The organism is Pseudomonas sp. BAV 4579, assembly GCF_009765395.1.
GTDB classification, from domain to species: Bacteria; Pseudomonadota; Gammaproteobacteria; order Pseudomonadales; family Pseudomonadaceae; genus Chryseomonas; species Chryseomonas aestiva.
The window spans coordinates 1-13378 of record NZ_WHOV01000036.1; the positions used below are offsets into that span (position 1 = coordinate 1).

Sequence of the window (13378 nt, forward strand, 5' to 3'; positions counted from 1 at the left end):
GTAGCTCGTAGCTCGTAGCTCGTAGCTCGTAGCTCGTAGCTCGTAGCTCGTAGCGTGGACAACGGCGAGGCCTTGTCCACTGATAACTGCGGTGCCTACCAGTGGAAAACGCTACGCGGTTTTCCACGCTACGTCTCCAAACGCCAGCGGACGAAACGATGGTTGATGAGGGCGCCTTCCGGTATCGATGCAGGAAGGGCCAGCTCCACCTTGGAGCGGTTTCGATTGGGGCTGGCGCTATCACGGCCCATGGCCGTGATGACGAGGGGCTTGGCACCGTTGGGCTTCGACGATGCAGCCGTCTCAGCCTAACCCACGAGCGCGCCCTTACAGGCCCTTCTCGAAGATCTTCGAGTTGCGCTGGAAGTTGTATAGCGACGCCCGGGCCGCGGGGAGGCGTTCCACGCCGCTCGGCTCGAAGCCGCGTTCGCGGAACCAGTGGGCGGTCTTGGTGGTGAGCACGAACAGGGTGCCGAGGCCGCGCTCGCGGGCGCGTTGCTCGATGCGCGCCAGCAGGGCGTCGCCGCGGCCGCCGTGGCGGTAGTCGGGATTGACCGCCAGGCAGGCCAGCTCGCCCGCCGCCGAGTCGGCGATGGGATAGAGCGCCGCGCAGGCGATGATCAGGCCTTCGCGTTCGACGATGCTGAATTGCTCGATCTCGCGCTCCAGCACCTCGCGGGAACGGCGCACCAGGATGCCCTGTTCTTCCAGCGGGCGGATCAGTTCCATCAGGCCACCGACGTCGGCGATGGTCGCCTCGCGCAGGGTCTCGAAGGGTTCCTGGGCGACCAGGGTGCCACTGCCGGCGCGGGTGAAGAGTTCGGTGAGCAGGGCGCCGTCTTCGGCGTAGCCGACGATATGGCAGCGGCGCACCCCGCCGCGGGTGGCCTGGGCGGCGGCGTCGAGCAGTTCGGCCTGGTAGGAGCTGCCCAGGCGCGCCAGATGGGTGGGGATCTGCTGCGGGCCGATCTCGCGGATCAGGGCGCCGTGTTCGTCCAGCAGGCCCGGTTCGGCACCGTAGAGCACCAGCTTGTCGGCGCCCAGGTCGATGGCGGCGCGCATGGCGACGTCTTCGCAGGCCAGGTTGAAGGTCTCGCCGGTAGGGGAATAGCCCAGGGGCGAGAGCAGCACGATGGTGCGCTCGTCGAGCAGCCGGCCGATGCCACGGCGGTCGATGCGGCGGACTTCGCCGGTGTGGTGGAAGTCGACGCCGTCCTGCACCCCGACCGGGCGCGCGGTGACCAGGTTGCCGCTGGCGACCCGCAGCCGCGAACCCTGCATGGGCGAGGCGGCCATGTCCATGGACAGGCGCGCCTCGATGGCGCTGCGCAGGCTGCCGACGGCATCGATCACCGCTTCCAGGGTCGGGCCGTCGGTGATGCGCAGGTCGTTGTAGAAGCGCGGCTCGATGCCGCGGGCGGCCAGGCGCGATTCGATCTGCGGACGGGAGCCGTGCACAAGCACCAGGCGCACGCCCAAGCTGTGCAGCAGCACCAGGTCGTGGACGATGTTGCCGAAGTTGGGGTGGGCGACGCCGCCACCGGGCAGCATGACGACGAAGGTGGCGTCGCGGTGGGCGTTGATATAGGGCGAGGCGTGGCGGAGCCAGTTGACGTAATCGTGCATCGAGACGAAGACCCTTGGTGGATAGGCGGGAGGGTGAACGAGGGCAGGCAGGGCGTTCAGCGTCGTCGCAGCACGGGGGTTCCTCGACAGGGAGCGGATGGGCAGGCAGCCTCAGTAGACCGCCTGGAGTTTACAAAAAGTCACGCCGGGCGCGCGGGTCTGTTCATCGGACGGCCGCGGCCTCGTCCAGGCAATAGTGGTCGATCAGCTGCCGCAGCAGCGTGACGGTGGGCGCGATCCGCGCCAGCGCCAGGTGTTCCTCGGGCTGGTGCGCGCAGCTGATGTCGCCAGGACCGAGGACCAGCACCTCCTGGGTGATCGCCTGCAGATAGGGTGCCTCGGTGGCGAAGGCCACGGCGTCGGCGGTGTGGCCGGTCAGGCGCTCGGCAAGGCGCACCAGCTCGGCCTCGGCCGGCTGCTCGAAGGGCGGCACGGCGGGAAACAGCGGCTGGTAGTCGATCCGCACCCCGAAGCGTTCGGCGACGGGCAGCAGCCGTCCGCGGATGGCCTGGCGCAGGGCTTCGGGCTGCATGCCCGGCAGCGGGCGCAGGTCGAACTCCAGGGCGCACTGGCCGCAGATGCGATTGGGGTTGTCGCCGCCATGGATGCAGCCCAGGTTGAGGGTCGGCTGGGGCACCAGGAACAGCGGATTGCGGTATTCGCGCTGCCACTGGGCGCGCAGGTCGAGCAGCTCGCCCATTACCGCCTGCATGGCCTCCAGGGCGCTGTGGCCCAGACTCGGATCGGAGGAATGGCCGCTCTGCCCGAGGATGTCGATGCGCTCCATGAGGATGCCCTTGTGCAGGCGGATCGGCCGCAGTCCGGTCGGTTCGCCGATCACCGCGGCGCGGCCCAGGGGGCGGCCGGCTTCGGCCAGCACCCGGGCGCCGTCCATGGAGGATTCCTCGTCGCAGGTGGCGAGCACGATCAGCGGCTGGCGCAACTGGCGCGGATCCAGTTCGCGCACGGCTTCGAGAATCAGCGCGAAGAAGCCCTTCATGTCGCAACTGCCCAGGCCGTACCAGCGATCGTCGGCTTCGCGCAGACGCAGAGGGTCGGCCTGCCAGAGCGCCGCGTCATAGGGCACGGTATCGGTATGGCCGGCCAGCACTAGACCACCCGGCCCGCTGCCCAGGGTGGCGATCAGGTTGAACTTGCCCGGGGTCACCTCCTGGGTCTCGCAGGCGAAGCCCAGGGCGCCGAACCAGTCGCTCAGGCGGGCGATGACGCCGGCGTTGGACTGGTCCAGCGCCGGCTGGGTGCAGCTCACCGAGGATTCGGCGATGAGGGTCGAGAACAGAGCTTTCAGCGCGGGCAGGGTCATGCGGGGTCTCCTGGTCACGCCGCCATCATGGCGCCATCCGCTGCGCGATGAAACCTTCATGCGCCAGGGGGGCGGGACGGGCTAAACTAGCGCCCACGTTCTCGCCGTCCGTCGTCATGACGCGCTCGGCACGGAGCCGGACCGTTCTCTTCCGGCGCCAGGATCCTCCAATGGCCAAAGAAACCGAAATCAAGCTGCGCGCCAGTGCGGCCACCCTCGACGCCCTGCGCGCTCATCCGCTGCTGAAGAAGCGTTGCAAGGAGGGCTGGCAGCGCCACGAACTCTCCAACTGCTATTACGACACCGACACCCGCGACCTGGCCCATGCCAAGGTGGCCCTGCGCGTGCGGCGTGATGGCGAGCGCTTCATCCAGACGCTCAAGAGCCGTGGCCAGAGCCTGGCCGGGCTGTCCGAGCGCAACGAATGGGAATGGCCGCTGGCCGATGCCACCCTGGACACCGCGCTGTTCGACGACAGCTGCTGGCCGGCGGAGCTGGCCGACCTGGACCTGCGCCGTCTGCAGCCGGTGTTCGACACCGATTTCGTCCGCGACGCCGCGGAGATCGCCTGGGGCCGGGGCAAGGCCCGGACCATCATCGAGGTCGCCCTCGACCAGGGCGAGGTGCGTGCCGGCGACCAGCGCGAGGCCATCGCCGAGGTCGAGCTGGAATTGCGCCAGGGTGAACCGGCCGCGCTGCTGGAACTGGCCGAGCAGCTGGCCGCCGAATTCCCGCTGATGCCCTGCGACATCAGCAAGGCCGAACGCGGCTATCGGCTGCACGATGCCGCAAGCTACACCCTCTATCTGTCCGCGCCGGAACTGGACGCCGAGACGCCGCTGGACGAAGCCGTCGCCCGCCTCGGCTGGCACCTGCTGGCCGGCAGCCAGCGCCTGGCCGAACAGTATCGCTGGAACGGCCACTGGCGCCTGCTGGTGGACTGGGTGCACCAGCTGATCGACCTGCGCGCCCTGCTCGGCAGTCTCGGCCAGGCCGCCCCGCGGGCCACCAGCCGCGACCTGCGCCAGGCCCTCGACGAGTTGCTCGCCGACTGGCGACCACTGGCCGCCATCGGCCAGGACGACGAAGAGGCCCGCCGCCAGGCACCGCAGCGCTTCGCCACCGAACTGGAACAGCCGCGCTGGGGCCTGTTCTCCCTGCGCGCCGCGCGCTGGCTGCACGAGCGCGCCTGGATCCAGGGTCGCACCGGCCGGGGCGAGCGCCAGGGCGTGACCCCGCTCGGCCAATGGCTGCCGCGCTTCCTGGCCCAGGAAGCGGCCGAATTGCCACTGCTGCGCGCCATTACCGAACCCGAGCTGATCCAGCAGCAGCTGCCGCGGCTGGAGCGGATGCAGGTCTGGCTGCACCTGGCGCGTGGCGCCCTGGACCTGCCCGAAGCCGATCGGCTGTATGGCGAGCTGGGCAAACTGGCGCCGCTGAGCGCCCATGGCGATCTCGCCGGGGTCGCCGAACAGGCGCGCCTGGTCCATGGCCTGGCGCCCTGGAAAGCCCTGGCCTGAGCCGCCGGACGGCGGGAACGGCTGGCGCATCCGGCCGTCCATCCTGATGGCACAAGGCCGCGAGCGATTCCTTAATACAAAATCGCTATGCTGGAGGAGGCGACCAACCTGGCGGGTACGGCAGGCGGGTCGCCCCCGGTCTGGCGCCGGGTGTCACCCCGGTGCGACCACCTTTCCAAGGAGTCCAGATGTCCGCCATAGCTTCCCCTTCCGCTGATCGCTGGCTCGACCTGGGCGACATCCTGCGCGAGCTGGTCAGCCAGCAGCGGATCGATCAGCAGACCGCCGAGCAGTGCCTGCTCCTGCGCCGTGGCTCGGCCAATCCGCAGCAGCATCCGCTGGAATTCCTCGCGGCGCAGAGCGTGGACGACCTCAGTCGCCCAGGGCGCAAGCTGGACCTGGACAGCCTCACCCGCTGGCTCGCCGAGTATTCGGGGCAGCCCTTCTACCGCATCGATCCGCTCAAGGTGGACGTGGCCTCGGTCACCCCGCTGATGTCCTACGCCTTCGCCCAGCGCAACAAGATACTCGCCGTAGCGGTGAGTCCGGACGAGGTGACGGTGGCCAGTGCCCAGCCCTTCGTGCACAGCTGGGAGAGCAACCTTACCCATGTGCTGCAGCGGCCGATCAAGCGCGTGGTGGCCAGCCCCGCCGACATCACCCGCTATACCCAGGAATTCTTTCGCCTGGCCCGCTCGGTCACCGGTGCCTCGGCGGTGGAGCAGAAGACCAGCGGCGTCGGCAACTTCGAGCAGCTGGTCAATCTCGGCGCCGCCGATGGCGAGCCGGATGCCAACGATGCCCACATCGTCAACATCGTCGACTGGCTGTTCCAGTACGCCTTCCAGCAGCGCGCCAGCGATATCCACGTCGAGCCGCGCCGCGAACAGGGTGCGGTGCGCTTTCGCATCGACGGGGTGCTGCACACCGTCTACCAGTTCCCCGCCCAGGTCACCCTGGCGGTGGTCAGCCGGATCAAGAACCTCGGCCGGATGAACGTCGCCGAGAAACGCAAGCCCCAGGACGGCCGGATCAAGACGCGCATGGCCGGCGAGAAGGAAGTCGAACTGCGCCTGTCGACCATGCCCACCGCCTTCGGCGAAAAGCTGGTGATGCGGATCTTCGACCCGGACGTGCTGCTCAAGAGCTTCGACCAGCTCGGTTTCTCCGCCGACGACCTGCGCCGCTGGGCCGGCATGACCGGGCAGCCCAACGGCATCATTCTGGTCACCGGCCCTACCGGTTCGGGCAAGACCACCACGCTGTACACCACCCTCAAGCAGCTGGCCACGCCCGAGGTCAATGTCTGCACCATCGAAGACCCCATCGAGATGGTGGAAGACGCCTTCAACCAGATGCAGGTGCAGCACAACATCGAGGTGACCTTCGCCAGCGGCGTCAGGGCGCTGATGCGGCAGGACCCGGACATCATCATGATCGGCGAGATCCGCGACCTGGAAACCGCCGAGATGGCCATCCAGGCGGCGCTGACCGGGCACCTGGTGCTCTCCACCCTGCACACCAACGACGCCCCCAGCTCGGTGAGCCGGCTGATCGAACTGGGCGTGCCCTACTACCTGATCCGCGCCACGGTGCTGGGCGTCATGGCCCAGCGGCTGGTGCGCACCCTCTGCCCGGCCTGCAAGACGCCCACCGAGCTGGACCCAGCCACCTGGCAGGAGCTGACCAAGCCCTGGAACGCGCCGCTGCCGACCGGCGCCATGCAGCCGGTGGGTTGTCCGGAATGTCGCGACACCGGCTATCGCGGTCGTGCCGGGGTATACGAAATCCTCACCCTCTCCGATAGTCTGCGCGAACTGGTGACGGCGGATACCGACATCACCGCGCTGCGGCGGCAGGCGTTCAAGGAAGGCATGCGCAGCCTGCGGCTGTCCGGTGCGCAAAAGATCGCCGCCGGCTTCACCACCGTGGAAGAAGTCCTGCGCGTCACGCCCCAGAGCGAACGTTAGCGCCCCAGCAGCCCGCGAGCGGAACAAGGATAGCCAGCCGTGCAGACAATCGTCGTGAACCCTGCCGTGGGTGCCGAGGACGCCGAGCAGCGACGTCGCCGCCAGGAGGTCCTGGCGGCCTATGGCCTGCTCGACGGCCAGCCGGAGCCGGCGCTCGACGACCTGGTGGAACTGGCCGCCACCCTCTGCGACACCCCCATCGCCGCGATCAACCTGCTGGGCGAACAGCAGCAGCTGTTCATCGCCGAACGCGGCCTGGGCGTGGCGGAAATCCCCCTGGCCCTGTCCTTCTGCCAGCACCTGCACGCCGCCCGGGAAGCGCGGCAGATCGAAGACCTGAGCCAGGACCCGCGCTTCATCGACAACCCCCTGGTAAGGGATCCGGCCGGACTGAGATTCTATGCCGGGGCCCCGCTGCGGACGGCCGAAGGCGTCTTTCTCGGCACGCTCTGCGTGCTCGACTGGCAACCGCGCGAACTGAGCGCCGCGCGCCTGACCGGCCTCGAACGCCTGGCGCGCCAGGTGCTGCGCCTGTTCGAGGCCCGGCTGCAGGCGGCGCCGGTGCGGCACAGCACCCTCGACGAAACCCACTACCGCGCCCTGATGGACGTCAATCCGCAGATCATCTGGTTCGCGCGGCCCGATGGCAGCTTCGAATACGCCAATCGCTACTGGTACGAATACAGCGGCCTGAGTCCGGCCAACGTGGTCGCCGATCCCGATCTCTGGACCGCTGCCATCCATCCCCAGCAGCGTCCGCAGCTGTTGCGGCGCTGGCGCGAGGTGCGCGAGCAGAGAGTCGCCGGCAGCCTCGAATTGCAGCTGCGCGACGCCGAGGGCCACTACCGCTGGTTCGAAACCCGCACCATGCCCTTCACCAACGCCAGCGGCGAGATCGAGCACTGGGTCGGCGTGGCCCAGGACATCGACAGCCGCAAGCGGGCGGAAACGGCGCTGCGGGAGAGCGAGGCCTTTGCCCATCTGCTGCTCGAATCGACCCACGAAGGCTTTTGCGCCCTGGATCGCGAAGGGCGCGCCACCCTCTGCAACCGCGCCTTCCGGCAGATGCTCGGGCTGCCCGAGGAACGCGATATCCTCGGCGAGCGCCTGGACACCCGGCTCAGCTCCGCCCGCAGCGAGGATGGCGCCCGGGCCCTGCAGCGCGCCGCCAGCGAAGGCGCCACCCTGCACCTGTCCGCCGACGCCCTGCTGCGCGAGGACGGCAGTCTGCTGCCGGTGGAATGGCGCGCCCAGCCGCTCTGGCGCGACGGCGAGGTCCAGGGCGCCATCTGCACCTTCGTCGATCTCAGCGAACGCATCCGCAGCCATGATCGCCAGCGCTTCTTGCTCGAACTGGGCGACCTGCTGCATGGCGTGACCCACACCGGCGAAGTCGCCTCGGTGCTGGGCGACAGCCTCGGCCATCTGCTGGCCGTGCAGCGCATCGGCTATGCCCGGGTCGGTCGCGACGGCAGCCTGACCATCGACAGCGACTGGCTCGAACAGGGGCGAACCCATCGTCTCAACCTGCCCAGCCTGGGTCACTGGCACACCTCGGCGGTGCAGGAATTGCGCCGCGGCATCATCGTCAGCGTGGAAGACAGCGCCCAGGACAGCCGCCTGGGCGAGATGCGCGCCCAACTGGTAGACCATGGCGTTCGCGCCGGCCTGGTGGTGCCGCTGCTGGCCGAGGAACAGCTGGTCGGTCTGCTGTTCCTCTATGCCGATACGCCGCGTCACTGGACCATCGGCGACGTGGCCCTGGTGCGCGAGGTGGCCGAGCGCATCCGCATCGTCATCGAACGCACCGCCGCCGCCGACGCCCTGCGCCTGGCCGAGCAGCGCATCGCCCTGGCGATGGACGTCGCCGACCTTGGTGTCTGGGACTATGACATCGACCGCGACCTGATCAGCTGGGATACCCGCCTCGCCCATCTGGTCGGGGCGGGCGAGCGCCGCTGCGCGATGCGCGGCGCAGCCCTGCTGCACGCCCTGCATCCGGCCGATGCGCCCCGGGTACGCGCCTATGTGACGGCCGCCATCCAGGGCGGTGGCAACGCCTACGACCTGCGGCTGACCTTTCGGGTACGAGGTTCGCGCCAGGGCGAGTCGGTATGGCTGAGCATCCGCGGGCGTGAACGCCTGGAGCCCGGTGGGCGCCGGCGACTGGTGGGTATCGCGCGCGACATCACCCGCGAACGCCACGACGCCGACCGCATCAGCGAGACCAATCGCCAGTTGCGGCGGCAGATCGAGGAGCGCCGCGAAGCCGAAGCCCGCCAGCATGCCCTGATCGAGCTGGGCGATCGCCTGCGCGAAGGCGATCCGGAAAGCACCGGGGTCGCCGCCGCCCTGGAACTGGTCGGCACCCGGCTGGGCCTGCGCCGGGTCGGCTATGCCCGCCTCGACGAGGGCAGCGGCGCCTTCGTCCCGCAGCAGCTGTGGACGCCCAACGGCAGCTTCGACCAGGCCCTGGCCTATCCGCTGCTCGCCCCCGACCGCCTGGGCAACCAGGACGGCGCAGCGCCATTGGTCATCGACGACGTCAGCCAGGACCCGCGCGCCCAGGCCAATGCCCAGCGCCTGCTCGATCTGGAGATCGCGGCGCTGGTCGACATCCCGCTCTACGAGGATGGCCGCCTGCGCGCGCTGTTCGTCGCCCATGACCAGCGCGCCCGGCTATGGACGGAAGGTGAGGTGCAATTCCTGCGCGATGTCACCGACCGGCTCTGGTCGGCCATCTGCCGGCAGCGCTCCCAGGACGCCCAGCGCGAGAGCGAGGGCCGCTTCCGGCTCATGGCCGACAGTGCCCCGGTGCTGATCTGGGCCTGCGATGCCGACGGCCAGCTGCAATTCGTCAACCAGCGCTTCGCCAGCGAATTCGATCTGCACGACGCCGATCTGCACGACCAGGGCTGGAGCGCCCTGCTCCCGGACAGCGAGTGTCCGGCCTTCGAGGGCGCCTTCAAGCAGGCTGTCGCCACCCACAGCGCCCTGCGCGCCGAGGTGCGGGTGCGCAATGCCCAGGGCGAATGGCGCTGGCTGCGCCTGGAGGGCACCCCGCGCCTGGAGCTCGACGGCGAATTCCACGGTCTGGTGGGCTGTGGCGTGGACGTCACCGAGGCGCGCCAGACCACCGACCAGCTGGAGCAGCGCATCGCCGAGCGGACCCAGGAGCTGGGACGCAGCCACGCGCGGCTGATCGCCGAGATCTACGAGCGCGAGCGCACCGAGGAAGCCCTGCGCCAGTCGCAGAAGATGGAAGCCATCGGCCAGCTCACCGGCGGTATCGCCCACGACTTCAACAACATGCTCACCGGCATCGTCGGCGCCCTCGACCTGATCCGCCTGCGCATCGCCAACGGCCGCACCCAGGATCTGGATCGCTACATCAACGCCGCGGTCAATTCGGCCGACCGCGCCGCCGCCCTCACCCATCGCCTGCTGGCCTTCGCCCGCCGCCAGACCCTGGATCCGCAGCCGGTGGACGTGCACCAGCTGGTCGCCTCGCTGCAGGACCTGCTGGTGCGCACCGTGGGCGAAAACGTCGCCCTGCGCCTGGATCTCGCACCGGTCGCCTGGCTCGCCCACAGCGATACCCACCAGCTGGAAAACGCCCTGCTCAATCTGGTCATCAATGGCCGCGACGCCATGCCCGCCGGCGGCGCGCTGTGCATCGCCACCGCCAACCTCAGCCTGGACGCCGAGGCGGCGGCGCGCGAATCCCTGACACCCGGCGACTATGTCCGCCTGAGCGTGGCCGACACCGGCACCGGCATGCCGCCGGAGGTCAAGGCCAAGGCCTTCGAGCCCTTCTTCACCACCAAGCCGGCCGGCCAGGGCACGGGACTCGGCCTGTCGATGATCTACGGCTTCGTCAAGCAGTCCGGCGGCACCGCGCGCATCGATACCGAACAGGGCCAGGGCACCACCATCAGTCTCTACCTGCCGCGCCACCCCGAGGTGGCGGCGGTCAGCCCCGATCAGCCGACGCTCAAGGTCGCGCCCCGTGCCGAGGCCGGCCAGACAGTGCTGGTGGTGGAAGACGAATACGCCGTGCGCATGATCGTCTTGGAGGTGCTCGCCGAACTGGGCTACACCGCCCTGGAGGCCAGCGATGCCGACGGCGCCCTGCCGATCATCGAGAGCGATCAGCGCCTGGACCTGCTCATCAGCGATGTCGGCCTGCCCGGCATGAACGGTCGCCAGCTCGCCGAGATCGCCCGTGGCCGGCGGTCCGAGCTCAAGGTGCTGTTCATCACCGGCTATGCCAAGAACGCCAAGGTGCGCGGCGAATTCCTCGGCGAGAACATGGACATGCTGATCAAGCCGTTCGACATCGACGCCCTGGCCGAACGCATCCACAGCATGATCCAGCGCTAGGCCGATGCAGAGTTCTGGAACTCAGCGGACGTCTGAGCTCTCTATAGGAGACCTCAAGAAGGAGATCTCATCCATGCGCCTGAAGAAGCTTGCTCTGGTTTCCCTGATCGGTCTGCCGCTGCTGGCCGCGACCACCGCCGCCAATGCGGACGCGCGGTTCTGGCGGCATGCCGCGACCCTGGGGGCAACCTCCGGCTCGTTCTATACCACCAGCCGTGACGACCACAAGATCGTCGCCGCCACCCAGGACGACGCCAGCTCCTACCTGGCCAGCAACGGCCAGATCCGCGGCCCGTACCTGGAAGCCGCGCTGCGCGACATGCGCGCCGCCGAGCCGGGCCTGCAGGCCAGCGACAACGACCTCGCCATGCGTATCCTGACCCAGTAAGGGCAGGCAAAAAAGAACCCCGCCGGTCCTGCCGCGCGGGGTTCTTCTTTATCCGGGCTCAGGACGGCGAACGGCGCCTCAGCTTTCGCTGGCCGCGCGATAGCCGTCGGCGTCGAGCAGCCTGTCCAGCTCGGCCGCATCCTGCGGCTTGAGCTTGAAGAACCAGGCGCCGTACGGCTCGCCATTGACCTGCTCGGGCGCGTCGGCCAGCGCCTCGTTGACGGCGATCACCTCGCCGCCCACCGGGGCATAGATGTCCGAGGCCGCCTTGACCGACTCCACCACCCCGGCCTGGTCACCGGCGGCGAGGGTCTTGCCGACTTCCGGCAGTTCGATGAAGACCACATCGCCCAGGGCTTCCTGGGCGTGGTCGGAAATGCCGACGGTCACGCTACCGTCGGCCTCCAGGCGGGCCCATTCGTGGCTGGCGGCATAACGCAGGTCGGCGGGAATCTGGCTCATGAGAGGTCCTCGGGGCTGGCACGGTTAAAAGGCAAGGGTAGCCTGCCGACCCCGGGGACCGCCATCGCTGGCAGGGCTTAATTGGGGCCGATGCTCGCGCAGCTGCGGTTGTCGACGTACTTCTTCAGGGTGGCCCACTGGGGTCGATCCACGCCGTTGACGGGCTCCACCGCCAGGTTGTAGTTGCCCCAGCCCGGGCCGGCGGCCCAGTAACTGGCCGGAATGCAGTGCTGCTTGAGATAGGCCAGCATGTTGTCCATGGCCACCAGCCAGCGCGGATCGTCGTCCGGCACGCCAAATTCGCCGATGTAGCCCTGCTTGCCATTCTTCTTTAGCCAGTCGACGAAGGGCCTGACGCGATTCACCCCGACCATGGGGTCGAAGCCGCTCATGTCCTTGCTGGCGTACTGGCCGCCGCCGTCATTGTCGAAGTAGACGTGGGCGGAAAAGATCAGCTTGTTGGCCGGGTCCTTGAGCGCCAGCAGGGGGTCGTTCCACTGCGGCCAGCGGGCGGCGCTGGACCAGCCGTTGCCCTCGACGATGATGGGATGAACGCTGTCCACGGTACGGATGCCGTTGATGCCGTGCTGGGCGGCTGTCGGCCAAAAGGCTACGGCGTCGTGGGGCTCGTTCATGATGTCGTAGCCAAAGAGCGCCGGATGCTTGCCGAAGCGAAAGGCCAGGCGATAGGTCACGTCCCAGTAGTTGAAATAGCTGACCTTGCCGGCGCCGATGACCTCGCCGCGATAGCGCGCATAGTTGTGCAGATCGAGGATCACCTTGACGCCGTACTTCTGGGCATAGTTGAGCGTCTGGGTGACCAGGGCGCCATAGTCCGGATCCAGCGTGGCATTCAGCCTGGGCTGGATGCGCTCCCAGATGATCGGAAAGCGCACCAGCTTGATGCCCTTGGCGCTCCAGTCCTTGAAGTGCTGTTCGCTGGGGAAGATGTAGTTGCGGTTGTTGAGACCGGGCAGCACCTGGCTGGCGAAGCCGGCACCGGAAAAGTTGAGACCGACCAGCTCGACCGCCTGGGCCGAACCGAAGAAGGCGCTGCTCAGGGCCAGGGTACCGGCCAGCCGCAGGGAAAACTGGCGCCAGCGCCGGGTAAGGGATTGCATGACTGCACCTGTGAAAGAGAAAGACTCCCCGCCCCCGCAAGCTAGCGGGTTCTGGCGTAGGCGAGCTCAGGCGACCGCGTCCGGTTGCGGCGCCACTGGGTGCGACTTCGTCGTCATTGTTGGGGCAGCTATCGGCGTCCCAGCCGCCAGCTTTAGAAATTTTTCCCTGCAAACACAGCCGGTTACGCTTTAATTCGCGTCAGATAGCCGCCACTTTTCCACAGGCGCCAGCGCAGTCAGGCTAACGCCTTGAATCGACAAGACTTTCTGTATCCATAAAAGGACGGGTGAGGAGCCTCAGCACGCAAAAAGACCGACAGACCAAAAGCAGTCATTTCCAAAACCGCTCGGAACGAGCCTGCCGGTTGTGCTCTAGAACCTGGCCCGGAACGTTCCTTGGACGCCGCGCTCTATCCTGCGAGCCCTTCGCGAGAGCCCTGCCATGCCCCTGAACGCGCGCCCGCCCCTGCGTACCCTGGCCGTGACCCTGGCCGCCGTGACCCTCCTCGGCTGTGGCGAGACCGCGCGGCTGCAGCGCGAAGCCGGGTATGGCCCGTCACCCACCCTGCCCGAGCCCCACAAGA

General features: G+C 68.2%; 8 protein-coding genes. 4 read left to right on the forward strand and 4 right to left on the reverse strand.

What is annotated here, in order from left to right; translation table 11 throughout:
* Window positions 1–327: 327 nt before the first annotated feature.
* Together argA and argE are read right to left on the reverse strand one after the other, a co-directional pair.
* Window positions 328–1626: an amino-acid N-acetyltransferase gene (argA, locus tag GSQ95_RS09805; RefSeq protein ID WP_158895179.1), complete on the reverse strand. Its 1299-nt coding sequence runs from the start codon at window positions 1624–1626 to the stop codon at window positions 328–330.
* A gap of 163 nt (window positions 1627–1789) precedes the next feature.
* Complete coding sequence (argE, locus tag GSQ95_RS09810) at window positions 1790–2950, reverse strand: acetylornithine deacetylase (RefSeq protein WP_158895181.1); 1161 nt, start codon at window positions 2948–2950, stop codon at window positions 1790–1792.
* A 170-nt stretch (window positions 2951–3120) separates the two neighbouring features.
* Between argE and GSQ95_RS09815 the strand changes: the two genes are divergently transcribed.
* The 4 genes from GSQ95_RS09815 to GSQ95_RS09830 all read left to right on the forward strand — a co-directional run bounded on the left by GSQ95_RS09815 (window position 3121) and on the right by GSQ95_RS09830 (window position 11211).
* Complete coding sequence (locus GSQ95_RS09815) at window positions 3121–4470, forward strand: inorganic triphosphatase (RefSeq protein ID WP_158895183.1); 1350 nt, start codon at window positions 3121–3123, stop codon at window positions 4468–4470.
* A 188-nt stretch (window positions 4471–4658) separates the two neighbouring features.
* The gene (locus GSQ95_RS09820) at window positions 4659–6440 is read left to right on the forward strand and encodes a GspE/PulE family protein (protein WP_158895185.1); all 1782 of its coding nucleotides are present in this window, start codon (window positions 4659–4661) and stop codon (window positions 6438–6440) included.
* Window positions 6441–6479: 39 nt separating this feature from the next.
* Window positions 6480–10823, forward strand: coding sequence for a PAS domain S-box protein (locus GSQ95_RS09825; RefSeq protein ID WP_158895187.1), 4344 nt, complete (start codon window positions 6480–6482; stop codon window positions 10821–10823).
* 73 nt (window positions 10824–10896) lie between these two features.
* Window positions 10897–11211, forward strand: a complete 315-nt coding sequence (locus tag GSQ95_RS09830; RefSeq protein ID WP_017639490.1) for a DUF2388 domain-containing protein — start codon at window positions 10897–10899, stop codon at window positions 11209–11211.
* Window positions 11212–11289: 78 nt separating this feature from the next.
* Here GSQ95_RS09830 and gcvH read toward each other — a convergent pair whose 3' ends face one another.
* Complete coding sequence (gene gcvH, locus GSQ95_RS09835; protein WP_158895189.1) at window positions 11290–11673, reverse strand: glycine cleavage system protein GcvH; 384 nt, start codon at window positions 11671–11673, stop codon at window positions 11290–11292.
* Window positions 11674–11750: 77 nt separating this feature from the next.
* Complete coding sequence (locus tag GSQ95_RS09840) at window positions 11751–12794, reverse strand: glycoside hydrolase family 5 protein (protein WP_158895191.1); 1044 nt, start codon at window positions 12792–12794, stop codon at window positions 11751–11753.
* Window positions 12795–13378: the final 584 nt, after the last annotated feature.